The 23876-nt window shown below is 63.1% G+C and carries 20 protein-coding genes, 1 tRNA gene, 1 pseudogene and 1 riboswitch; of the genes and pseudogenes, 10 read left to right on the top strand and 12 right to left on the bottom strand.

The genetic code is table 11. The features are described 5' to 3' along the window. Positions 1-50 precede the first annotated feature (50 nt). The 7 genes and pseudogenes from NYR54_RS04140 (at position 51) to parE (ending at position 9013) form a co-directional block, all read left to right on the top strand. Positions 51-1072 (top strand): annotated as a pseudogene (locus tag NYR54_RS04140) (methionine synthase). Between the two features lie 4 nt (positions 1073-1076). Further along, entirely contained in the window at positions 1077-1541 is a 465-nt protein-coding gene (locus NYR54_RS04135) for a YaiI/YqxD family protein (RefSeq protein ID WP_261514461.1), read from the top strand. Positions 1542-1675: 134 nt separating this feature from the next. Further along, positions 1676-2056, top strand: a complete 381-nt coding sequence (locus NYR54_RS04130) for a helix-turn-helix domain-containing protein (RefSeq protein WP_261514274.1) — start codon at positions 1676-1678, stop codon at positions 2054-2056. Between the two features lie 96 nt (positions 2057-2152). Beyond that, positions 2153-2239, top strand: a riboswitch (glycine riboswitch). Positions 2240-2343: 104 nt separating this feature from the next. Next, positions 2344-3477, top strand: a complete 1134-nt coding sequence (gcvT, locus tag NYR54_RS04125) for a glycine cleavage system aminomethyltransferase GcvT (RefSeq protein ID WP_423738563.1) — start codon at positions 2344-2346, stop codon at positions 3475-3477. An 8-nt stretch (positions 3478-3485) separates the two neighbouring features. Next, positions 3486-3854, top strand: a complete 369-nt coding sequence (gene gcvH, locus NYR54_RS04120; RefSeq protein ID WP_261514271.1) for a glycine cleavage system protein GcvH — start codon at positions 3486-3488, stop codon at positions 3852-3854. A gap of 10 nt (positions 3855-3864) precedes the next feature. Further along, complete coding sequence (gene gcvP, locus NYR54_RS04115) at positions 3865-6657, top strand: aminomethyl-transferring glycine dehydrogenase (RefSeq protein ID WP_261514269.1); 2793 nt, start codon at positions 3865-3867, stop codon at positions 6655-6657. Positions 6658-6967: 310 nt separating this feature from the next. Further along, entirely contained in the window at positions 6968-9013 is a 2046-nt protein-coding gene (parE, locus tag NYR54_RS04110) for a DNA topoisomerase IV subunit B (RefSeq protein WP_261514261.1), read from the top strand. Between the two features lie 49 nt (positions 9014-9062). Here the strand turns inward: parE and NYR54_RS04105 are convergent, their stop codons facing one another. The 5 genes from NYR54_RS04105 to wrbA all read right to left on the bottom strand — a co-directional run bounded on the left by NYR54_RS04105 (position 9063) and on the right by wrbA (position 12631). Next, complete coding sequence (locus tag NYR54_RS04105) at positions 9063-10826, bottom strand: TadG family pilus assembly protein (RefSeq protein ID WP_261514259.1); 1764 nt, start codon at positions 10824-10826, stop codon at positions 9063-9065. Continuing rightward, positions 10826-11260, bottom strand: coding sequence for a TadE/TadG family type IV pilus assembly protein (locus NYR54_RS04100; protein ID WP_261514257.1), 435 nt, complete (start codon positions 11258-11260; stop codon positions 10826-10828). The genes NYR54_RS04105 and NYR54_RS04100 overlap by 1 nt, the downstream gene beginning before the upstream one ends. Before the next feature lie 100 nt (positions 11261-11360). Continuing rightward, a complete protein-coding gene (locus tag NYR54_RS04095; RefSeq protein ID WP_261514255.1) occupies positions 11361-11627 on the bottom strand; it encodes a hypothetical protein in 267 nt (88 codons plus the stop codon). A gap of 174 nt (positions 11628-11801) precedes the next feature. Continuing rightward, a tRNA-Leu gene (locus tag NYR54_RS04090) sits at positions 11802-11886 on the bottom strand. A 103-nt stretch (positions 11887-11989) separates the two neighbouring features. Next, positions 11990-12631, bottom strand: coding sequence for an NAD(P)H:quinone oxidoreductase (wrbA, locus tag NYR54_RS04085; RefSeq protein ID WP_261514253.1), 642 nt, complete (start codon positions 12629-12631; stop codon positions 11990-11992). 168 nt (positions 12632-12799) lie between these two features. Here wrbA and NYR54_RS04080 point away from each other — a divergent pair, with 168 nt between their 5' ends. The 3 genes from NYR54_RS04080 to NYR54_RS04070 all read left to right on the top strand — a co-directional run bounded on the left by NYR54_RS04080 (position 12800) and on the right by NYR54_RS04070 (position 15645). Continuing rightward, entirely contained in the window at positions 12800-13540 is a 741-nt protein-coding gene (locus NYR54_RS04080; protein ID WP_261514251.1) for a competence/damage-inducible protein A, read from the top strand. Between the two features lie 65 nt (positions 13541-13605). After that, positions 13606-14451 carry a universal stress protein gene (locus NYR54_RS04075; protein WP_261514250.1) on the top strand — a complete coding sequence of 282 codons (846 nt, stop codon included), beginning with the start codon at positions 13606-13608 and terminating at the stop codon, positions 14449-14451. A 390-nt stretch (positions 14452-14841) separates the two neighbouring features. Then, positions 14842-15645, top strand: a complete 804-nt coding sequence (locus NYR54_RS04070; RefSeq protein ID WP_261514249.1) for a DUF72 domain-containing protein — start codon at positions 14842-14844, stop codon at positions 15643-15645. On the opposite strand, the gene lpxB is transcribed toward NYR54_RS04070, so the two are convergent. From lpxB to rseP, 7 genes are all read right to left on the bottom strand, one after another. Then, the gene (gene lpxB, locus NYR54_RS04065; RefSeq protein ID WP_261514248.1) at positions 15642-16823 is read right to left on the bottom strand and encodes a lipid-A-disaccharide synthase; all 1182 of its coding nucleotides are present in this window, start codon (positions 16821-16823) and stop codon (positions 15642-15644) included. The two genes, NYR54_RS04070 and lpxB, sit on opposite strands and share 4 nt — an antisense overlap. Next, positions 16820-17722, bottom strand: a complete 903-nt coding sequence (locus NYR54_RS04060; RefSeq protein WP_261514240.1) for an LpxI family protein — start codon at positions 17720-17722, stop codon at positions 16820-16822. The genes lpxB and NYR54_RS04060 overlap by 4 nt, the downstream gene beginning before the upstream one ends. Beyond that, a complete protein-coding gene (gene lpxA / locus NYR54_RS04055) occupies positions 17697-18530 on the bottom strand; it encodes an acyl-ACP--UDP-N-acetylglucosamine O-acyltransferase (protein WP_261514237.1) in 834 nt (277 codons plus the stop codon). Before lpxA ends, NYR54_RS04060 begins: the two co-directional genes overlap by 26 nt. Next, positions 18527-19015: a 3-hydroxyacyl-ACP dehydratase FabZ gene (gene fabZ, locus NYR54_RS04050; protein WP_261514236.1), complete on the bottom strand. Its 489-nt coding sequence runs from the start codon at positions 19013-19015 to the stop codon at positions 18527-18529. The genes lpxA and fabZ overlap by 4 nt, the downstream gene beginning before the upstream one ends. Next, positions 19008-20066: a UDP-3-O-(3-hydroxymyristoyl)glucosamine N-acyltransferase gene (lpxD, locus tag NYR54_RS04045; protein ID WP_261514235.1), complete on the bottom strand. Its 1059-nt coding sequence runs from the start codon at positions 20064-20066 to the stop codon at positions 19008-19010. Before lpxD ends, fabZ begins: the two co-directional genes overlap by 8 nt. A 51-nt stretch (positions 20067-20117) precedes the next feature. After that, positions 20118-22469, bottom strand: a complete 2352-nt coding sequence (bamA, locus tag NYR54_RS04040) for an outer membrane protein assembly factor BamA (RefSeq protein WP_261514234.1) — start codon at positions 22467-22469, stop codon at positions 20118-20120. A 208-nt stretch (positions 22470-22677) separates the two neighbouring features. Beyond that, complete coding sequence (gene rseP / locus NYR54_RS04035; RefSeq protein ID WP_423738562.1) at positions 22678-23817, bottom strand: RIP metalloprotease RseP; 1140 nt, start codon at positions 23815-23817, stop codon at positions 22678-22680. Positions 23818-23876 lie beyond the last annotated feature (59 nt).

Raw genomic sequence — 23876 nt, 5'->3', positions numbered from 1 at the left:
ACCTTCCGTAGAGTGGCATCGTGGCAATAAGAAGCGACGCGGGAGGATTGATGCTCTTTCAACCGACGATAGCCGGCAGCCTGCCGAAACCTGGCTGGCTGGCCGAGACCGAAAAGCTCTGGCCGAAATGGAAGCTGGAGGGCGAGGAACTCGAGCAGGCGAAGCGCGACGCCGCCCTCATCTGGATCAAGGAGCAGGAGGACGCCGGCATCGCAACCGTCAGCGACGGAGAGCAGTTCCGCACCCATTTCGTGCACGGCTTCCTGGAGTCGTAGAGGGCATCGACTGGAACCTCAAGACGAAGATGGGCATCCGAAACAACCGCTACGTCGTGGACGTGCCCACCGTGACGGGAAAGCCGAAGCGCAGCCGCCCCGTCCACCGCGACGAAGCCGCCTTCTGCCGCGCGCATACCAGCCGCAAGCTCAAATGGACGCTGCCCGGCCCGATGACGATCTGCGACACGCTGGCCGACGGCCATTTCGGCCGCCGCGCCGACATGGCGATGGCGTTTGCGGAGGTGCTGAACGAAGAGGCGCTGGAACTGGAGGCCGCCGGCGTGGACGTTATTCAGTTCGACGAACCAGCATTCAACGTCTTCATGGACGACGTGAAGGAATGGGGGATCGCCGCGCTGGAACGCGCCGCCCGCGGGCTGAAATGCACCACCGGCGTGCATATCTGCTACGGCTACGGGATCGAGGCCAATATCGAATGGAAGAAGACGCTGGGCTCGGAATGGCGGCAGTATGAGGAGATCTTCCCCGCCATCAACGCCTCCTCGATCCAGCAGGTCTCGCTCGAATGCGCCAATTCGCGCGTGCCCGTCTCGCTGATCGAGCTCCTGCCCGACAAGGTACTGCTGGTCGGCGTGATCGACGTTGCCACCAGGGAAGTCGAGACGCCGGAGAAGGTCCTTGCTACCATGGAGGCGGCGCTCAAACACGCCGATGCGGAACGCATCCAGCCCTGCACCAATTGCGGCATGGCTCCCCTGCCCCGGGTGGTTGCCTCCGGCAAGCTGCGGGCTCTCGGCGCAGGCGCGGAGCTTGCGCGGCAGAAATTTGCCTGATCCGGTGCCAGCAGGCAGGCCGACCATCTATGTCGATGCAGACGCCTGCCCGGTGAAGGGCGAGGTGGTGCGCGTCGCCGAACGTCATGGGCTTCCCGTCGTCTTCGTCTCCAACGGAGGCCTGCGCCCCGCGCGCGATCCTTTGATCCGCCACGTCGTCGTGCCGGGCAAGGCGGATGCCGCGGACGACTGGATCGTCGAGAACGGCGAAGCCGGAGACATAGCCGTGACAGCGGATGTGCTCCTTGTCGCACGTCTGGTGACCAAGGGCCTTCACGTGCTCGGACCGACCGGCCGCACCTTCACACCGGAGACGATCGGCATGGATGTGGCCATGCGAAACCTCAAACAGGATTTGCGCGAAAGCGGGCAGATCAAGGGCTACAATGCAGGCTTTACGGCAAGGGACCGCTCAGCCTTTCTCCAGGCGCTGGAAATAGCGGTAAGACGGGCGCTGCAGCCACAGTGAACCGGCTCGTTTTTCCTATTCATTCTGCCTTGCGGGGGAAGAATATGCCCCTGGCGGTTGTTCTATCGGGCCATCTCCTGCATTCTTGAGACTTCGCTTCACAAAGGGAAACGCCAAACAGGAGGCAAGGACCGGTGCACGACACCGTGAACATCTATTCGCAGAAACCCGATTTTGACACCATGGGAGGCCGCCTGTCGCGAGCGCGCGACGCGGCCGGACTGAGCATCACTGAACTCGCCCGGCGTCTGGGCGTGAAGAACTCGACCTTGCAGGCTTGGGAAAGCGATCGTTCCCAACCGCGCGCCAACCGGCTGGCGATGCTAGCTGGAATATTGAATGTCAGCCCGTCGTGGCTCCTTTACGGGGTGGGTCAATCGCCATCTGATGAGAGCGGCGCGGCGCTTATCGACGCCCTGACTACCAATCTGCTGCGTCTGCGCCGCGCGCATGAGGAGTCCGGGCGGCTTATTGCACAGTTGGAGCGGGAACTGGCGCGCGCTACCCGCGAATAAGAGTGCTGCGCCTGCCAAAAACCTGTCGATGACACAGCAGGCGCGTGACAACGGCTCCTTCCTGCGCTACCTTGGCCACGTCGAGGGCGAAAGCCCTGCGCGTCCGTGGGAGAGAGCAGCAGGAGCTGCCGCCGAAGGGGAAATCGCCCGAAATCTCTCAGGCAAAAGAACCGCGGATGCGTTAGACACTCTGGAAAGTCGGGGTTACCCCGCGCCGAAGGTGTAAGGCATCCTGACAGGGTTCCGGGATGCCGAGTCTCTCAGGCTTCCGACAGAGGGGCACGAACATGCCGCATAAGCGGCGTGCGTGCAGCTTTGGAGGACCGATGAGCGACCTCAGAAACCTTCCCCTTGCGGCGATGCACGAGGAGGCCGGCGCGCGCTTTGGCGCTTTCGCCGGCTGGCGTATGCCGCTCAGCTACCGAGCCGGCGTGATGAAGGAGCACCTTCATACACGAGAAAAAGCGGGGCTGTTCGATATCTCCCATATGCGGCTTTTCGAGGTTCGCGGCCCGGATGCCGCCGCCTTCCTGTCGTGCGCCTGCCCGCTCGATGCCGCTGCTCTCGGAGAGGGCCGGTCGAAATACACCATGCTCCTCAACGATGAGGCGGGCATTATCGACGACCTCATTGTCACGCGCGCGGGCGCGGAGCGCTTCATTGTCGTGGCGAACGCCGGAAATGCCGAGAAAGACCGCAATCATCTCAATGAACTAGCGCGCGATTTCAATGTGGATCTGGAGGTACTCGACCGCGTCCTTCTTGCCCTTCAGGGGCCGGAGGCCGAAAGCGTGCTACTGGGCGCCGGGCTGGATCTTTCCGGCCTCACTTTCATGACGGCTGCCGAGCCGCGCGAGAAATGGTTCACCACTCGCTCCGGCTATACGGGCGAAGACGGTTTTGAGATCGCCCTTCCGCTCACCGAGGCGGAAGGCCTTGTGCGGGCGATCCTTACCGATGAGCGCGCCATGTGGATTGGCCTAGCCGCACGCGACAGCCTTCGTCTCGAAGCCGGGCTGTGCCTCCACGGACAGGATATTGACGAGGCGACGAATCCGGCAGGCGCGGGCCTCCTCTGGGCCATCCCCAAGAAGCGGCGGGAAGATGGCGGGTTTGTCGGGGCCGAGGCGCTGAAGCGCATCATGCAGGACGGCATCAAGGAGGTTCGGGTCGGGCTTAAGCCCGATGGCCGCCAGCCCGTGCGCGCCGGCGCGCTGCTTATGAATGATGCCGGAGAGGCCGTTGGCCGCGTCACATCCGGCGGCTTCGGGCCATCCGTCGGCTATCCCGTGGCCATGGGCTATGTCGCCACGAACGCCTCCGAAACGGGCACACGGCTTGTCGCGGAAGTGCGCGGCAGCCACGTGCCCATTAGCGTACATCCCCTACCCTTTACGCCACATCGCTACCGCAAAGGATAAGAACGGGCATGAGCAAAACTTATTTCACCGAAGACCATGAGTGGATTCGCGTCGAGGGCGAAACGGCCACGGTCGGCATCACCGATTACGCGCAGGATCAGCTTGGCGATCTCGTCTTCGTCGAACTGCCGGAGGTGGGCAAGTCTCTGTCGAAGGGCGATACGGCCGTGGTGGTCGAATCCGTCAAGGCGGCATCCGACGTCTATGCGCCTGTGGATGGCGAGGTGACGGAGGTCAACGAGGCGCTGGTGAGCGACCCCTCTCTCGTCAACAGCGCGCCCATGGGCGACGGCTGGCTCTGGAAAATGAAGCTTTCCGATGAAAGCCAGCTCGGGAACCTCATGGACGAGGACGCCTACAAAGCGTCCATCGCCTAGGAGATTCTGTATGATTGCTCCCTTTGCTGCCCGCCACATAGGTCCGCGGGAGGAAGAGACTCAGGCCATGCTGGCCGCCGTCGGCGCGTCTTCTCTGGACGCGCTGATCGATGAGGCCGTGCCGAAATCGATCCGTTTCGCAGGTCCGCTCACGCTGCCTGAAGCTGCGAGCGAGGCTGAGGCCATAGAAGAACTCGGGCTTCGGCTGCGCGAGAACCGGGTGGCGAAAAGCTTTATCGGGGCCGGATATCACGGCTGCCACGTGCCGCCGGTGATCCAACGCAACATGTTCGAGAATCCGGCCTGGTACACGGCCTACACGCCCTATCAGTCGGAAATCAGCCAGGGGCGCCTGGAGATGCTCTTCCATTTCCAGACGCTGGTGACGGAGCTGACCGGCCTTCCGGTCGCTTCGGCCTCGCTGCTGGACGAGGCGACGGCGGTGGCGGAGGCGGTGGGCATTGCCTGGCGGCATCACAAGTCGAAGCGCAACAGGCTGGTGATCGCCGGGGCACTTCATCCGCAGACGCTCGACGTCGTTCGTACGCGCGCCGAGCCGCTCGGCATCGAGATCGCCGGCGACGGAGCAGACGACAACACGTGCGCGGTCATCATCCCGTGGCCGGACACGTTCGGCGTCTACAGGGATCATTCGGCTCTCATCGCCGAGGCGAAGGCGAAAGACGCCATCGTCATCTTCGTGGCCGACCCGCTGGGGCTCATTCTCAGCGAAACCCCCGCCGCGATGGGGGCGGAGATCGCCGTCGGCTCGATGCAGCGCTACGGCGTGCCGATGGGCTTCGGCGGTCCGCATGCGGCGTACTGTGCAGTCTCGGACCGCCTGACGCGGCTCATGCCCGGGCGGCTCGTCGGCCAGTCGGTCGATGCACACGGCCGGCCGGGCTACCGCCTCGCGCTGCAGACCCGCGAGCAGCACATCCGCCGCGACAAGGCCACCTCGAACATCTGCACCGCACAGGCCCTGCTCGCCAACATGGCGGCGGCCTATGCCATCTGGCACGGACCGGAGGGGCTGAAGGCCATCGCAACTCGTGTCCACGGGCTCGCCGCGCGGCTCCACGCCGCGTTCAGGGCTGGGGGACTTGCCGTCGCGGGCGAGCGGATCTTCGACACCGTCACGGTGATCATTCCCGGCAAGGCCGAGGCCCTGGCGGCGGAAGCCGAGAAGACGGGGCGGCTGCTGCGCGTGTTGGATGCGGACCGGCTGGGCATCACCTTCGACGAGACCTCCACCGAGGAGGACCTCAAGGCCATCGCAGCGCTGTTCGGCGTCTCCGTGCCGGCGGAGGCCGGTCCGCTCGCGCCGGCTGAGCCGCGCGGCAGGCGGTTCCTGACCCAGCCCGTGTTCCACGAGAACCGCTCGGAAACCCAGATGATGCGTTTCCTGCGGCGACTGGCGGACAAGGATCTAGCTCTTGACAGGGCGATGATCCCGCTCGGCTCCTGCACCATGAAGCTCAACGCCGCGGCAGAGATGATGCCGGTGAGCTGGAACGAGATTGGCGGCCTGCACCCCTTCGCGCCGGAATCCCATACAAAGGGCATCCGGCGGATGATCTCGGAACTGGAGCAGTGGCTGGCCGAGATCACCGGCTTCGACGCCGTTTCGGTGCAGCCGAACGCGGGCAGCCAAGGCGAATATGCAGGGCTTCTCGCGATCCGGCGCTATCACCTTTCCCGCGGGCAGCCTAACCGGAACGTATGCCTAATCCCCTCCTCCGCCCACGGCACCAATCCAGCCTCCGCGGCGATGGCGGGCATGCAGGTGGTGGTGGTGCGCTGCACAGAAAGCGGTGACATTGACCAGGACGACCTTAGGGCAAAGGCAGCCGAGTATTCCGACCGGCTTGCGGCGCTCATGGTCACCTATCCCTCGACACATGGCGTGTTTGAGGAAGGGCTTCGCGACATGTGCGCGGTCATTCATGAGCATGGCGGCCAGGTCTATCTGGACGGCGCCAACCTCAACGCGCTCGTGGGGCTCGCCCGGCCGGGCGATATCGGCGCCGACGTGTGCCACATGAACCTGCACAAGACCTTCTGCATCCCGCATGGAGGCGGCGGTCCCGGTGTCGGCCCCATCGGAGTCAAGGAACATCTGAAACCCTTCGTGCCCGGGCATGTGGCCTTCGGTTCGGCCCATGCCGTGTCGGCTGCGCCCTATGGCAGCGCGGCAATCCTGCCGATCACGTGGATGTATATCCGCATGATGGGGCCGGATGGGCTGAAGCGGGCGACGGAGATGGCCATCCTCGCGGCCAACTATGTCGCGGCGCGGCTCAGGGAGCACTATCCGGTGCTTTTTAAGGGACGCAACGACCGCGTGGCGCACGAATGCATTCTTGACACGCGGGTGCTCAAGGAGCGCGCGGGCATCACGGTCGAGGACATCGCCAAGCGGCTTGTCGACTACGGCTTCCATGCGCCCACCATGTCATGGCCGGTCGCGGGCACGCTCATGGTGGAGCCCACCGAGTCTGAACCGAAGAGCGAGCTCGACCGGTTCTGCGACGCGATGATCTCCATCGCCCGCGAGGCGGAGCGCGTCGAGAAGGGGGAGTGGCCGCGGGACGACAACCCGCTCGTCAACGCGCCGCACACGGCCGCGGAGCTGCTGGCCGAAGGCTGGGAGCATCCCTACTCCCGCGCCGAGGCCGCCTTCCCCGCGGGCGGCATGAACTGGGCGGAGAAGTACTGGCCGCCCGTTTCCCGCGTCGACAACGTCGCGGGTGACCGCAATCTCGTCTGCTCCTGCCCGCCCGTGGAGGAATGGGCGCAGTAGCGGCCATTCCCGATCGAACCCTCCCGCGACCGGAGGCGCACGAAGCGTGCGTCTCCGGTTTTTCCTGGCTTCGTGGCATTGGGTGCATATCGATAAAGCCCGGAAGCGTTCGGTGGATGAGCGCCGTTCCACCCCCTTACGGGGTTGCCTCCTGCGAAGGAACGTGTAGCAGGATGCCGGGCAGCAACGGGTGAGCGCCTCCGCCGAGGGCTGCCCACTCATGAACGGAACCGGAACGGCCTTAGCTTTGCCATGGAAACCGTGGCAAACTCGCGAGTGATTCGCGGGGTGCGGGGAAGAACGGAATTTGATGGAAGACACCAACGACCTTTTTGCAGGGCTCGGCTCGGGCGTTGAGCGCGTCGGCCAGGCTGACCCGATTGTCACCACGCGCAAGGCGCAGCGCGCATCCCTATCGCGGGATACGGGCGAAAGTTACAGCGCGGCCGACATCGAGGTGCTGGAAGGGCTCGAACCGGTGCGCCGGCGCCCCGGCATGTATATCGGCGGCACGGACGACAAGGCACTCCACCACCTCTTCGCCGAGGTCATCGACAACTCGATGGATGAAGCGGTGGCGGGGCATGCCACCTTCATCGAGGTCGAGCTTGACGTCGATGGTTTCCTGACCGTCACGGACAATGGCCGCGGCATTCCCGTCGATCCGCACCCGAAATTCAAGAACAAGTCCGCGCTCGAAGTCATCATGACGACGCTGCATGCGGGCGGAAAGTTCGACTCGAAGGTCTATGAGACCAGCGGCGGTCTGCATGGCGTCGGCGTGTCAGTCGTCAACGCCCTGTCGGAGATGCTTGAAGTCGAGGTGGCGCGCGGCCGCAAGCTCTATCGCCAGCGTTACTCGCGCGGAAAGCCGCTCGGGCCACTCGAAAATCTCGGCGAGGTGCACAACCGGCGTGGCACACGCACGCGCTTCAAGCCCGATCCGGAAATCTTCGGCGCGAATGCGAGGTTCGATCCCGCCCGCATCTACCGCATGGCCCGGTCGAAGGCCTATCTCTTCGGCGGCGTGGAAATCCGTTGGAGCTGTGCGCCGTCGCTGCTGAAAGAAAAGGACGAGACGCCGGAAAAGGCCACCTTTCACTTCCCGGGCGGGCTCAAGGATTTTCTTGCCGCCACGATCAAAGATGAATTCCAGGTCACCCGGGAGATTTTTTCAGGCCGTACGGAGAAAGCCAGTGGCCACGGCGCCGTGGAATGGGCGATCACCTGGTATGGCGGCGACCCCTTCCTCAATTCCTACTGCAACACCATTCCCACGCCTGAAGGCGGCACCCACGAACTCGGTTTCCGCGCGGCACTCCTGAAAGGCCTGCGCGGCTATGCGGAACTGACGGGCAACAAGCGCGCGTCGATCATCACCAGCGAAGATGTGATGATCTCGGCCGCCGGCATGCTGTCTGTCTTCGTGCGCGAGCCGGAATTCGTTGGCCAAACGAAGGACAAGCTTGCAACCGCGGCCGCCATGCGGATCGTGGAAAACGCCGTGCGTGATCCGTTCGACCACTGGCTGGCGGACAATCCCGCAGAAGCGTCCAAGCTGCTCGACTGGGTGATTGCCCGTGCCGACGAGCGCCTGAAGCGCCGGCAGGAACGGGAGGTGAGTCGCAAGACTGCGGTCCGCAAGTTGCGCCTGCCCGGCAAGCTTGCCGATTGCACGGCGACGGCCGCGGCGGGTGCTGAAATCTTCATCGTGGAAGGCGACTCGGCCGGAGGCTCAGCCAAGCAGGCGCGCGATCGTGCCACCCAGGCTGTCCTGCCATTGCGAGGCAAGATCCTCAACGTGGCGAGCGCCGGTTCCGGCAAGCTGGCCTCCAACCAGCAGATCGCCGATCTCATCCAGGCGCTGGGCTGCGGCACGCGCTCCAAATACCGCGAAGACGACCTGCGCTACGAGCGCGTCATCATCATGACGGACGCCGATGTGGACGGCGCGCACATCGCCTCGCTGCTCATCACCTTCTTCTATCAGGAGATGCCGCAGCTCATCAAAAACGGCCACCTTTTCCTGGCCGTACCGCCGCTCTACCGGATCAGCCAGGGCGGCAAGACCATGTATGCACGCGATGACGCTCACAAGGACGAGCTGCTGGCGACCGAGTTCAACGGGCGCGGCAAGGTCGAGATTGGGCGTTTCAAGGGTCTTGGCGAAATGATGCCGGCCCAGCTTAAGGAAACGACGATGGACCCGAAGCGCCGCACGCTGCTGCGCGTGGAGGTGCTCGACGATCCTGAGACCACGCGCGATACGGTCGAGGCGCTGATGGGCACGAAGCCCGAGGCTCGCTTCCGCTTCATCCAGGAAAATGCCGAGTTCGTGGAAGAGCTGGATATCTGAGCAGGCTCAGTCTTGGAGTGATTGAGCTCGCAAACGAGGCTTCACGAACTCAATAAACGAGGACCGCTCGCCCGCAATGGGCGGCGTTGACACGGATATCGGCCTCGCCCACCCGAACGCCAAGCGCCGACAGCAGCCCGTAGATCAGGGTGTCGAGCGGCTCGGCCACACCATTGAGGATTTTCTGCACCTGATCTTTCAGCAGAGGGAGCGATGGAAGGTCGAGGCCAAGGCCGAGCCCTCCCAGCTTCAATGCAATGTTCAATTCGAGATCGGAGAGCAGCGAATGCACCAGCGGCTGCACCAACTGCTGCGTGGAAACGGATTTCACGACGCCATCTGCGATATCCTTCGGTGTAAAGGTCAGGCTGGACGGCCAGAGATTGCCAGATCCGACATGAGCAAACCCGGTAATGGAGAGACCCGGCAACGGGAAGCGCAGCGGCAAATCCACCAATTTTCCCGGGTGAAGCGTCGGCTTGCTCCCGAAGCGCCGGAACTCAGCCGGATCGACTTCCGTGATCCATATGTCGAAGACACCGGGTAGCGCCTCAACAAAAACGCGCGAGACCTGTCCGGATACGCATGCGAGCTGCCGAAGCTTTGCCTCCGCATGCCCCACTTCCACATAGATCGGCAGCTGGATGATGTTGCCAAGCACACCACCTGGCCCTTCCACCTTGACGGTGAGGCGCAGCCGGATTTGCGAGGTGCGAACGATTGTTCCCGCTTCGCCTGCAGCCAACCACGGCAGGTTTAGCGGCGGCTCTCCGACGGCTAGGTGCACGTCAACGCCCAGCAAGCCGTCAATGCCCAGATCGGTCCCCACCTCCACCTGCCGCGACCGGTTTGCAACCGTCACGCTCGCGCCGATCAGCTCCATCACGCTTACGGCCGTCTTGAGGCCGGCAGCCTGTCCCTGCCCGACTGAAAGCCGCCCGAGCCGGCCCAGATCTAAAAGCGCGGAGAGCGGGACGCGCAACGTTCCGCCACCCTTCGAGCCCAATAGCCCCTGAAGGGCGACGCGGGCGCCTCCCGACTGTCCGACGCTTGCGGTGAGCGCACGCAGTATCTGGCCGATCGATGCCTTAGAGGCGAGCACCTCTTCATAGGTTCCCGCCGTCAGATTGAGCTCAGCGGCAAGAGCATCGAGGAAGGCGAGCCCATCGACATCGGTATTGATCAATGCCCGGTAATCCGCGGCGCGAAGCGAAAGATCGGCATCAAGCAGCGCGCCGAGAAGAGCATTCAGGACGCCATCCTCCACACTCGCCAGCCGGGAACCCACCGAGATGGCCGCTTCCTCCACCGTCGCAGCCACAGCTGCAGTGGTCATGGTCGGCGGTTCCATAATGGCACTGCCGAAATAGAGGGTGCCCTTCCTGCGGTAGGTCACCCGGACGGCGTTCGGGGGCGTTCCACCAACCGTAAAACGCATCTCCGGGCTCACGTCCGGATCGGCCTTGTACCGGCCGGTTTCGACATAAAGCTCCGAATGGGCGTCGGTGGTTTCGAGCGGGGCCCTGGAGGGTTCTTTATCGCGGATCAGCCGGACATTGCGTTTATGGTTGTCGGTAAAGGTGATGAGCGCGGCGTCGGGCGCGCGCTGCAGGTGGGCGGCGGCCGTGATGGCGGCAAGGTCGGTCAGGGCCTGCGCCTCCCGGCGTTCGAAATAGAGCGAACCCTGATCAACTGCGAATGCCGCTGCCACCATGACAACGGAGAGTAGCGTGGCGGCCATGATGGCTACAGCGCCGGAACGATCACTCGCGAACCGCCGCGCTTGCGCGCAAATCACGCATCGTGCCGCCATCAAATCCCTCCGATCCGGATGGTCGATGACCGGCTTATGATTTCTCCGGGTAGAGGGAGCCGGTCGAGGAGGCCCCAGATTGGCAAGTCCCCGGCGTCATAGCTCAGCGTGACGGTAAACTGCGTCCCGTCCGCGCTGTCGCCGATTTCAATCTGCAGCTTGTCGCGATCGAGGAAAACGTAACCGTTGGTGTGGGTATCCAGAAACCGGGTCACCAGCCTCTCCCGCTCGCCTACGTCAAGCCCAGCTATGGAGATGCGTGCCGCATCGGCGGCGAGCTGCTGGAGGGAGTGCATCGCGCCGAAATAGATGCCGTAGGCGATCATCCCCATGAACAGGAGAATGAAGATCGGCGCGACAAGCGCGAATTCGACCGCAGCCGCGCCGTTGCGGCTGCGCAGAAACCCGTGAGACGTTCTGGCGACCGTAAGCATGCAGACGTTTCTGACAGAAACGCTTTAGGACTTGCTCAACGGGAGTTGCCAGGTAGAGGTTGTATCAGGTTGCGCCTTGCGCGGCAGGCCGGGTGTGCTCCTACGATTTACCGCCGTGGCGTGGTGGTGCTTTCTTGGTATCAGGATCCTCAGCCAGGGAGCCCGAAGCGGATTGCGCATGCAGCTCCCGCAGCTGGTCGCTGGCCTCCAGATAGGCCATCTCGAGCTGAAAAGTCAGCATCTCGAAACGTTCCGCCGCCGTCATGTCACGCAGTTCGCGGACAATGGCCCGTATGTATTCCAATTGTTCGACTTGGCTGCCCAACCGCCAGCCCGCCGTCTGCTGGACGCGCTCTTGGCTACGCATGGAACTACCCCCCTGCCCGGGCGGCTACTTTCTCCGCCCATTGTGCGGCATCGAGGATGGCACAGTTCATCCACAAAAGTGTTAATCGCTGCGCGCGTCTGGTGGCTCGCGAAAATGTGATCGATGCGGCTTACGTGCCAGGGGTCGGGCGGCCGGCCGCGGCACGCGAAATAGTGGTGCGGACGGCGGGAGTCGAACCCGCACGGATTTCTCCGAGGGATTTTAAGTCCCTTGCGTCTACCGGTTCCGCCACGTCCGCGTCCATCCGCTTTTCCAAGCTCCCGGGGAAAAGGTCAACGGGCCGGAGGCAGATTTCTGTTCGCAGACCCGGCCCGTGGAAAGCGGAGGTAGCGGCGCGGCGCTCAAGCCGTTTTGCGGGAATCGCTTTCCTGCAGCGCCCGCGCGCCGATCTTGAGCTTCATGGCGATCTCGGCCAGCCGCTTACCCTGGAAGCGGGCGCCCTCCAGTTCCTGATCGGAGGGGAAGCGTGAGCCGTCGGATTCGGTGGTCGTGGTCATACCGTAGGGCGAGCCGCCGCGAACCGTGTCGTTGCCAGACTGGCCCTGATAGGCATAGGAGAGCGGGACGATCAGCATGCCGTGATGCTGAAGAGCAAGCTGCGCGGAGACGAGCGCCAGTTCCGCCCCGCCATGCTGCGTGGCGGTTGAAGACATGACGGTGGCCGGCTTGTCGAGCAGCGCTCCCTTGGCCCAAAGTGGCCCGGTCTGGTCGAGGAAATTCTTCATCTGTGCGGCCATCATGCCGTAGCGCGTCGAAATGCCGAACACGAAGCCGTCATACTCGGCCAATTCCATCGGGTCAGCGATGGGCGCCTCCTGGTCGAGCTTGTAACCCGCGTTCTTCGCCACGTCGTCGGGCACCAGTTCCGGCACGCGCTTGACGGTCACGTCCGCCCCAGCCTCGCGCGCGCCCTCAGCGGCCGCTTTGGCCATCGCTTCCATGTGTCCCCAGCTCGAATAGTAAAGAACCAAGATTTTGGCCATGTCTCATCTGCTCCGTTGATGATGCGGCTGGTGCGCCGCCGTCATCGATGTAGTGAACGGAACGGACAATGAAACTGCCTGCCTGGCCAACACAGTGTTCACCATTCGCCGTCCGTTGCCGGATGAAGCTGATGCGGCTATCTGACGGAGCGTCAGGAGAAATACGCGATGAGCAAAATCGTTACAGCGGCCATGGTGGTTATCGGCGACGAGATCCTGTCCGGCCGCACCAAGGACCGCAATATCGGCCACCTGGCCGACATGATGACTGCGCTAGGCATCGACCTGAAGGAGGTGCGCATCGTACCTGACGATCAGGCGGCGATCGTCGAGGCGGTGAATGCGCTGAGGGCGCGGAACACCTACGTCTTTACCACGGGCGGCATCGGCCCGACCCATGACGACATCACCGCCGATGCAATCGCAGCCGCCTTCGGCGTTCCCTGCGACTATGACGAGGAAGCCTATCGCCTGCTGGACGAGCACTACGCGGCGCGCGGCATCCCGTTCACCGATGCGCGGAAGCGCATGGCACGCATGCCGAAGGGTGCCGAGCATATCCGCAATCCGATTTCCGTGGCGCCAGGATTCCGGATCGCTAACGTCTATGTCATGGCGGGCGTGCCGGCGATCTTTCAGGCCATGTTGGACGAGGTAGCCCCAACTCTGAAGAAGGGGGCCAAGCTTCTGTCCGTCGCCGTCCCCTCCCCGTTCCCGGAAGGCACGATCGGCGGCCCGCTCGCCGAAATCCAGAGAACCCATCCGGAAACGATCATCGGCTCCTATCCCAAGTATCAGGATGGCTCGTTCTGGACCGAGATTGTGATACGCTCACGTTCGGAAGAAGCTTTGAAGGCAGCCAAGGCCGCCGTCGAGGCAATGCTCGAGAATCTGCTGAACCGGAGGTGATGCTCGAGCGTTGATCTGCGGGCGGGCTGGAGCAGAACGCCTGCCTTGCAGCATGGAGGCATCAAATGACGTGCAAAACGATCCTTGCCATTCTTCAGAGCGAGGCGGATGCGGCGCGCGTGCTGGATTTCACCGTGCCCTTTGCCGCTCGCCATGGAGGCCATGTCATCGGCCTTCATGCCGAGGCGCTGCCCATCATCGTCTCCGCCCCGCTGGGCGGCCCGGTGGTCGCGTTCAATGCTGGCCTGGAGGCTGAAACCGAGGCGCGGCATTCCCGAATGCGCGAGATCTTCAACAAGCGCCTCAGCGCGGAAGGGGTCACGGGCGAATGGCGCGGCTATGAAAGCGTCTCGGGCGATTCGGCCATCTCCGGCATCGAAAGCGCCCGCACGGTGGATCTGGTGATCGCTCAGCAGAACGATCCGGATGCCGACGCGCGCAGCACGGCGAATGTCGAGGCACTGGTGTTTGAGAGCGGACGGCCCGTTCTACTGGTCCCCTACACGTTTTCCGGCCGGAGCCAGCCATTCAAACGGGTTCTGCTTGCCTGGAACGGCAGCCAGCAGGCGGCGCGCGCGGCCTTCGATGCCCTTCCGATGATGAAGGAGGCAGGCAAGGTCGAGGTGCTTACGGTGGATGCGCCCGACACACCGGAGCAGGATGCCAATTTCGCAGGCGCGGCAATCGCGGCCACGCTGGCAAGGCACGGCATAGAGGTTACCATGCGCGCCGAGCGCTCCGCCGGCGACCTCACGCATGCGGACATCATCGCCAACCGCCTTGCGGACTCCGGTGCCGATCTTCTGGTTATGGGAGCCTATGGCCGCTCGCGCCTGTCCGAATTCGTCTTCGGCGGCGTCACCCGGGCGATGCTACGGAGCATGACGGTGCCCACGCTGATGGCTCGCTAGGGGCTTGAAGTGTATCCGGCGGCGCAGTTCGCAATTTGATGCCGCAGGCGGTATAAACTCGAAACAGGACGAGGCAGGAACACGCCCCGCGAACCGGTTTTGCGGAAGCAGGCGTCCGGTTGCCCAGCATCGCGGTTGCGACGAAAGATTGAAAAAGCAGTCCGTTGCGGACAGACAAATCCCCGGCCTGCTTCGACGGGAAACGATGTTTGTCGAAACGGGACCTGATGACTGTTCGAAAGAAAACGGAATTCTGCAAGGCGAGTTCGCCCGAATGGGTCCAGTCGGAGTTTCTGACCCCGGAGCGGCTGGAAAAGCCCGCTGGAAGTGCAGAGTTAGCCGCGCGATATAATTGGCGGGTAGCGGCTCGCAAATAGAGGATGTGCCGGAATGAGCAATGCGGGCACCATTCGCGCCGGTATAGGCGGCTGGACATTCGAGCCATGGGAAGGCACGTTTTATCCTGATGATCTGCCCAAGAAGCGGCAGCTCGAATATGCGAGCCGAAAGCTTCCCACGATCGAGGTGAACGGAACCTATTATGGCACGCAGAAGCCGGCCACCTTTGCCAAATGGGCGGTCGAGGTGCCGGATGGATTCACCTTCTCGCTCAAGGGAAACCGCTTCGTGACGAACCGCAAGGTGCTTGCCGAGGCGGGCGAGTCGCTTTCGCGTTTTCTCGGATCGGGGATCACCGAACTGGGTGATCGGCTTGGCCCCATTCTCTGGCAGTTCGCACCGACAAAGAAGTTCGATCCCGAGGACTTCGAAGCCTTTCTGAAACTATTGCCTGAAAAGCAGGATGGTGTGCCGCTGCGGCATGTGCTGGAAGTGCGCCACCCTTCCTTCGTTACTCCGGAATTCCCGGCCCTTGCGCGAAAGTATCGGGTGGCCATCTGCTACGCGCACCATTTTACTTATCCGGAAATCGCGGATGTCACGGCCGATTTCGTATATGCGCGGCTTCAGCGTGGCCAGGATTCCATTCCGACGGCCTACGCGCTTGCCGATCTCGATGCCTGGGCCGAACGGGCGAAGGTCTGGGCTGCCGGAGGCATGCCGGGCGATCTGCCGCTTGCGGACGAGACGGTGAAGATTGAGGCAAAGCCGCGCGATGTCTTTGTCTACTTCATCCACGAGGGAAAGGTGCGTGCGCCCCAGGCTGCACAGGCACTGATGGAGCGCGTAGGTTAGGCAGACCGCGCGCGGCGTCGCTCGCACATGCCAAGCACCACCTCCGCCGCCATCTCGCCCGAAGGCTTTGGCACTGCCAGGGCCGCGGCCACCTCTGCGAAACCTTCCCGCTGGGCGAGCCGCGTGGGCGTGTCGTCCCAAAGCCGCGGCAAGAGCCGAGCCAAATAGGCAGGACGGACGAACTCGTTGAAAAATTCGGGCACGACCGGCCAGCCAGCGATCAGGTTCGGCAGTGACCCGGACCAAACCTTGATCAGAAGCGGGCCGAGAACGGCGCCGATCGCATCCGTCTTGTAGCAACTAACAAAGGGCACGCGCGCAAGCGCGAGCTCCAGCGCGACCGTGCCCGAACAAGCAAGCGCGGCATCCGCTTCGGCAAAGGCGCTCCACTTGCGTTCGGGATCGAGGATGATCTCCGGCTTCACCGGCCAATCCCCGACCGCAGCCTCGATCAACGGCACCAGATGAGGCACGGTGGGAAGCAGTAGATCGAAGTCATGTTGCGCCGCCTTGAGCGCGGCGACCGTCGCCCCGAAGGGACCGATCAGACGCCGCACCTCGCCTCGGCGGGAGCCAGGCAGGAGGAGAAGTTTCTTCCGCTCCCCCCGTTCCTGGCCGGTAAGCTGTGCAAGTGCGGCCTCTCGGATGTTGGGGTCGCTCATGAGCCGGTGTCCGACGAACGTGCCCTCGGGGCCACCCAGGCGGCGCAGTTCCTCCGGCTCGAAAGGCAGAAGGCACAGCACGTGATCCACATGGGGCCGCATGGCCGCCGCACGTCCCGGGCGCCAGGCCCACACGCTGGGGCAGACATAATGCACGATGGGAATGGATGGATCGGCCGCCCTTATTTTCCTCGCAACCCGCAGCGAAAAATCGGGGCTGTCGATGGTGATCACGCAATCGGGCTTCGAGACGACGATCGCCCGTGCGGTCTGGCCGATACGGCGTATGAGCCGCGGAAGATCCCGCAACACGGCCGAGAACCCCATGATGGCAATCTCATCGGCGGAAAACAGGGACTTGAGGCCATGGGCGGCAAGGTGGCGGCCGCCGATTCCCACGAGCTCGACCGGCCGTCCGCTCAGGCGCTTCAAGGCAGCGACAAGATCGGCCCCGAGCAGGTCGCCGGATTCTTCGCCTGCGACGACGGCAAGTCTAAACGCAGCTCTGTCGCTCACCCTTCCCGTCCCCGCTCAAATCCGACGATGAAAAGGCCGAGTTCGTTGGCCAGCCTCACGGTCTCGCTGCAATCCAGAATGAAGCTGCGCTCCGCCTCCACCGCAATGCCCGCAAGCCCGGCGCTATGGGCATCCCTCACCGTCCGCGGCCCGATGGCAGGCAGGTCGGTGCGCAGTTCCTGGCCGGGCTTGGAACATTTCACCAGCACCCCGCGCGTCTTGCCGGCCAGCCGGCCGTGGCCGCGCAACGCCTTTGCCCGCTGAAGCAGGCCGTCCGTCCCGTCGATATCCTCCAGGGCGACAGTACGCGCGCCAATAGCCACGGCCCCCTGCCCTATGTCGAGCCGCCCTAGAGCGCGCGCGGCAACAAGGCCGGCGGCGATATCCTTCTCATCCGCACGCGTGGGCCTAGCTCTCGTAAGCACGCCTTCCGGCGCAAGAAGTTCAGGCACCACCTCATGCGCCCCCACCACCTTGATTCCATGCGATTCGACAATGCGGACGAGTGCACGCAACAGCCCGTCGTCACCGCGGGCATAGGCTGCGGCAAGGCGAGGAAGCTGCAGGAGAAGGCCCAGGCCAAGACGCAGGTTGCGCAGCGGCGGCCGACGCGTCACGCCGCCGGCCATCACCAGATGCGTGACGCCCTTGCGCTTCAGAACGGGCAATATTTTTCCCAGATCTTCCGGAGCAACCGGGAGAAGGTCATAGCGCTGAGGCGCATCCCCAATTTCGGCTTCGCCTTCGATGGCTACCACCAACGGCCTTTGCCCCTGATCGGCAAGCCCGTCCGCCACATTTTGCGGAAGGAGTCCGCTGCCCGCGATCACGGCAACACGTCCGCCTGTATCGCGTGTGCCGAAGCTTGTGCGTTCAGGCTGCAGCGCCATCATCCGCATCGGCGTCATCGTCGCGCGCGGGAAGCGTCAGATACCGCCTCTCGCGGCTGCCGATGAAGTCCAATATATCGATGACCGGCTTGGAGTCACCGAATTCCCTGCGTGCCTCTTCCATATTCTCTGCCAGGGGACGTTCCGGCGAGAAGATGAGCCGGTAGGCCTGGCGGATGCGCATCAGTTCCGAACGCGGCATGCCTGAGCGCTTCATGCCCACCACGTTCAGCCCGCGCAGTTCGGCGCGATCGCCGACTGCCATGCCGTAGGGAATGACATCGCCATTCACCGCGGCGAAGGCCGCGAGGAAGGCATGATGGCCCACACGCACAAACTGATGCACGGCCGCATAGCCTGACATGATCACGTTGTCACCAACCTCGACATGCCCGCCAAGGCATGCGTAATTCGCCATGCTCACATTGTTGCCGACGCTGCAATCGTGTGCCACATGGCTGTAGGCCATGAAGAGGCAGTTGTCGCCGATCGTCGTCTTGCCGCGGCTGACATCAGTGCCGCGATGGAGCGTGACGCCTTCCCGGATCACGCATCGGCGTCCCACGGTCAGGGTGGTACGCCCGCCCTTGTGCTTCAGATTTTGCGGAGCACCGCCGAGCACTGCGCCGGGGTAGGCCTGGCAGCCGTCACCCAGCGTCGTTCCCCCGAGCACCGTGACATGGCTGATCAGCTCGACATCGTCGCCTATCGTAACGTCCGAGCTGACGTAACAGAACGGGCCGATCCTGACGCGCGCGCCCAGCTTCGCGCCGTCTTCAACAACAGCCGTAGGATGGATGAAAATCTCGGCCGTCATACACTGGGCCCACCCGTCTCCTTATCGTTAGCCGTCATCAGCGCGGATATTACCGCCTCGGCGACCTTTCCTCCTTCGACGATCGCCTCGCAGGAGAACTTCCAGATGCTGCCGCGCTGCTTCAACTTCTTCACATGAATCTCCATCCGGTCGCCGGGAACGACCGGTTTCCTGAATTTCGCACTGTCGATTGTCATGAAATAGACCACCGACGGCTGAACGCCACCCGTGCTGTGGATGCAGATCGCGCCGGCCGTCTGCGCCATGGCCTCGATGATGAGCACGCCGGGCATCACAGGGCGGCTTGGGAAATGCCCCATGAAATGCGGTTCATTGAACGTGACGTTCTTAATTCCGATTGCGGAGTTGTCGCCGTCGATCTCGATGATCCGGTCGACCATGAGGAAAGGGTAACGCTGCGGCAGAAGCTCGAGCAGCTTCAGAATGTCCAGACTTTCCAAACTGGTTGACGCACCGTCAGCCATTCCTCTTGCTCCTATTCCGCTTTCCGTCGACGAGATTGCGCAGCGCGGCGATTTCGCGAAACGCCTGGCGCATCGGCTTGGCGGGTAGGCCCGCCCAGCGCTCGCCCGGCGGCACGTCGTCCATAACGCCGCTGGAGGCGGCAAGCTGAGCCCCCTCACCGATGGTCACATGATCGGCAATCCCGACCCGGCCGCCCAGCACGGCATGGTCGCCAATCTTGACCGAGCCTGAAAGACCACAATGGCCGGCAATAATGCATCCGCGCCCGATCTGCACATTGTGGCCGATCTGAACCAGATTGTCGATCTTCGTGCCCTCGCCGATGACCGTGTCCGTGAGCGCGCCGCGATCGATCGTGGTGTTCGCGCCGATTTCGACATCGTCCTGGATGATCACCCGGCCGACCTGCGGATTCTTTTCCAGACCTTCGGGCCCCAGAAGGAATCCGAAACCGTCCTGCCCGATCTGCGCGCCAGGATGAATGATGACCCGGTCGCCGATCACCGCGTATTGCAAAGTGGCGTTCGCACCCACATAGGCGTCCCGGCCGATGGTGCAGTTGGCACCGATCACCGCATTGGGACCAATGATCGTCCCTCGCCCGATCATCGCGCCAGGGCCGATCACGGCCCCCGCCTCCACGATCACGCCATTCTCAATCTTCGCATCCGCCGCGATGACCGCGCGTTCGGAAATGCCCCGTTCACCCGTCATGGGCTGCGGCCGCGTGGCCGCCGGATAAAGAAGCCGGGCGATCATGGCAAAGGCGTGCTGAGGCTTGGCGGTGGCCAAGATCGCGAGGCCCGCCGGCACGCTTTCGACCATCTCTTCCGGGCACAGCACGGCGGCCGCGTGCAGGGCGGTAAGCTTGCCGATGTTGCGCCGGCCGTCGATGAACACCAGCGCGTCCTCACCTCCTTCGGAAATGGGGGCGAGGCGAAGGATGGAAACCTCCGCATGATCGGCATTCACCAACCGGGCGCCAGTCAAGACGGCGATCTCTCCCACCTTGAAGCGGCGCGCCGGGATAAAGAAATCCGGTTCCTTCATGAACGCCTTCTCATCCGGGCCGCAGCCGGGCCCGGATAAACGGTTGAGCCGCTAGAACCGGGTGGAAATGCCGAAGTTCCAGTGCTGGACGCGGTCGCTGTCCTCCTTGACGACCGGCTCGGCATAGTCGACGCGCAGCGGACCGAAGGGCGAGGCCCAGATCAGGCTGGCGCCGACCGATGCGCGCCACTCCATCTCGGTACCCAAAACGGTTCCAAGACCGGTAAGCTCGCTGTCATAGAGCGTGGCGGCATCGGCAAATACAGCGCCCCTTATGCCCAGGCTTTCCGGAAGAATAGGCATCGGGAACTGGGCTTCCGCGGTCGCGTGGAAATAGGTGGTACCACCGAGATGATCACCGGTAGCCCCATCATACGGACCTATGCCGTTGTATTTGAAACCGCGGATAATGCGATCGTTGCTCTGGAAGTGGTCGAAGATTCGCAGGGACTCGTCGCCGAAGCTGACGATATGGCCGCCCCCCACCGAGAGCATGCCCACAAGGTCGAGCTGCTCGGAAATTGTCTGATAGTAAGCGGCGCGGCCGGTCACCTTCACGAACTCCGCATCGCCACCAAGCCCTGCAACCTCTGCGGTCAGGTTGGCGTAGATGCCCTCACGCGGAAGCCGCGGATTGTCGAGCGTGTTGTAGATCAGCGAGGCACTGACGGAGGATTTGGTCCACTCGCCCTGGTTGATTGCGTCCTGGATGTAAGGTGAAATCGCGACGGCGCCGATACGCTCGTACTCTTCCTGCGTGAAGTTATAGGCAAGCTGCGTGGTAAGAGCCTCGGTGATCGGCAGGCCGAAGCGGACCGTCCCGCCGGTGACCTCGCGGTCGTAAATCCGGTTGCCATCCGCATTCGAGAATTCCCGGGTGTTGCGGAAGATGTCGAAGCCCGCCGCAATGCGCCGACCAAGGAAATAGGGCTCGGTGAAGGAGAAGCTGTAGTCGCGGGAGTCCTCGCCGCCTGCCGCGGCAAATCGGATATACTGGCCGCGTCCCAGGAAGTTCCGCTCCGTTACCGAGCCTTCAACGGTGAAGCCGCCGCTGGAGCTGGACGTGCCTCCCGTGGTATAGCCCGCGCCGATGGAGAATTCGCCGGTCGGCTTCTCCACCACATCCACGACCAGAACCACCTGATCGGGCTGCGAGCCGGGCACGGTGGCGATGTTCACCGTCTGGAAGTAGTTAAGGCCCTCAAGCCGGCGCTTAGCGCGCTGGATGAGGACCTGGTTGAACGCGTCGCCCTCGCTGATGTCGAATTCGCGGCGGATGACATAGTCGCGCGTGCGGTTGTTGCCGCGAATTTCGATGCGTTCGATGTAGGCGCGTGGCCCCTGATCGATCGAGTAGACGACGTCGATGGTGTGCGCCTCGAAGTTGCGATTGCCGCGCGGCGTGACCTCGGCGAAGGCATAGCCAGAGCCTGCCAGACGCTCGGTGAGGCTGATAAGGGACTTTTCCACATCTTCGGCGCTGTAGACGGCGCCGCTGCGCGTCTTCAGCTCGCGCTTGAGGCTTTCGACATCGACGTCGGGAATGGTCGATTCGATGGCGACGTTGCCGAACGTATAGCGCTCGCCCTCGTCGACCACGAAAGTGACGGTGTATTTGTTGTCGACCAGTTCGGCCGAGGAAGAGATGACGCGGAAATCCGCATAGCCGCGGTTGTAATAGAAGCGCCGCAGCGCCTCCTCGTCGGCGCGCAGACGGTTCTCGTCATAGATGTCGTTGCGCGTGAGGAAGGAAAGCGGATTGGATGGCTTGGTCGAGACCACATCTCTCAGACGCCGATCGCTGAAGGCAGAGTTGCCCTCGAATTTGACCGCGGCAATCTTCGTCCGGTCGCCCTCGTCAATATTGAAGATGACGTTGACCCGCCCTTCGCCAAGGTCCTGAACCTCGGTGGTCACCGTCGCCTCGTCACGGCCGATCCGGCGGTAAGCCTCGCGGATCGCCTCCGCATCGCTCTCCAGCAGCGGGCCCGAGAAGGCGCTGCGGGGCTGAAGCTGGATGGCCTGGGCAAGGCTGCGGTCCTTGATCTTGCGGTTGCCCTGGAAGAGCACCTGATTGACGATCGAATATTCCTCGACCGTCACGACGAGTGTGCCGCCGGACTGCGTGATGGAAACGTCCGCAAACAGGCCGGTCGCGAACAGGCGCTTGACCGCCTCGTTCACGTCAGCGCCGGTGAAGGACTGCCCGGGGCGAATGCCCACCTGATCGCGGATCGTGTCCGCGTCCACGCGCCTATTGCCGCGCACCTCGATCCGGCTCACCGTCGCCGCCTCGGCCGAAACCGTAGCGGCGAGCTGAACCGCCGATACCCCTCCCACAACGAGACCTGCAGACAGCGCCGCAGCGGAGGCGGCGTTCATCAATCTGGAAATTGCCTTCATCGGGCCTAAAAACCTTCTGTTCTCGTTGTCCCCAATGCGAGAAAATCCGGACACACGGGCAATCGCTTACCCCTATTACCTCGAATTTCCATACACGCAAGGCTTCCGGTTAATTTGCATTTACCGAAAAGTCGGCCGTGGCATTCCGGCCACGCCAATCGCTCGCTGTGGTAAACGCGACATCAACGGATGCCCGAATCGCCCCCGTTTAGCATCCAAACAGATCGTTCCAGAAAACAAAACCCATAAATACCAACACCATCAGCATCCCCGCCCGATAGACCACCTCCATGACCTGTTCGGGCACGGGACGGCGCAACACTGCCTCCATGGCGTAGAACAGGAGATGTCCGCCGTCGAGCGGAGGTATGGGTAAGAGGTTCAGGATCCCGATGCCCGCGGACAGAAGCGCGACGAGTTGTATGAGCCAGACGAAACCGAGGTCCGCGGCCTTGCCCGCCATATCGGCAATCTTGACCGGCCCGCCGAGCTGGCAGCGGTCCTCTCGCCCGAGCACCAGGCGCTTGAGGAAGGAGCCGGTGCGAAGAATGATGCTCCACGTTTCCTCGACACCTGCGGCCAAAGCTTCGATCGGACCGTATTCGATCCGCCGCGGCTGGCCGAGCGCCTCGTTGTTCACAACGCCGATGACACCGATGCGGATCTTGTTTCCAAGCGCGTCCTCGACCTCCGTCGGTTCGGGCGTGGCCGTGACGGTGATTTGTCTTCCATCACGCTCCAGCACGAAGGACAGCGCCTCGCCGGCTCGGCCCGAAACGATGCGCTGCACATCCCCGAAAGTTTCGATGGGAACGCCATCGACCGAAACAAAACGATCGCCGGGCTGGATGCCTGCTTCAGCCGCGGGGCTGTCAGGCCTCACCTCCGCCACCATCGGCTCGGCCACGAAGCGCCCGAAAACGGAGAACATCACCGCAAAAACAGCGACGGTGAGAAGGAAGTTGAAGAACGGGCCAGCGAAGACGGTGGCCGCCCGCTTCCATACGGGTTGCAAATGAAAGGCCTCGCGCCGCTCGGTTTCCGACAAATCGTCAAGGGCATCGGCGTCGGGCTTGCTGGTCGCGCCCACATCGCCCACGAACTTGACGTAGCCGCCGAGGGGGATCGCTGAAAGTTTCCAACGCGTGCCGCTGCGGTCCGTAAAGCCGAGAAGCTCCGGCCCGAAACCGATCGAAAAGGCCCTCACCCCGATGCCGCACCACCGCCCGACGAGATAATGGCCCATCTCGTGCACGAACACGACGACGGTGAGGACGAAAAGGAACGGCACAATCGTCCCCATCAGGAACGACCCGAAACCAAAAAGGGGAAATGCTACGTCGCCCAAGTTCTGCCCTTGCCTGGATCCGTGCCTAGATACCGCCTCCTGCCAATCTGGAACCAAAG

This window comes from Chelativorans petroleitrophicus (genome assembly GCF_025398195.1).
Classification (GTDB): domain Bacteria; phylum Pseudomonadota; class Alphaproteobacteria; order Rhizobiales; family Rhizobiaceae; genus Chelativorans; species Chelativorans petroleitrophicus.
Note: the sequence above shows the minus strand (reverse complement) of the source record. Positions and strands in the feature narration are given on the sequence as shown.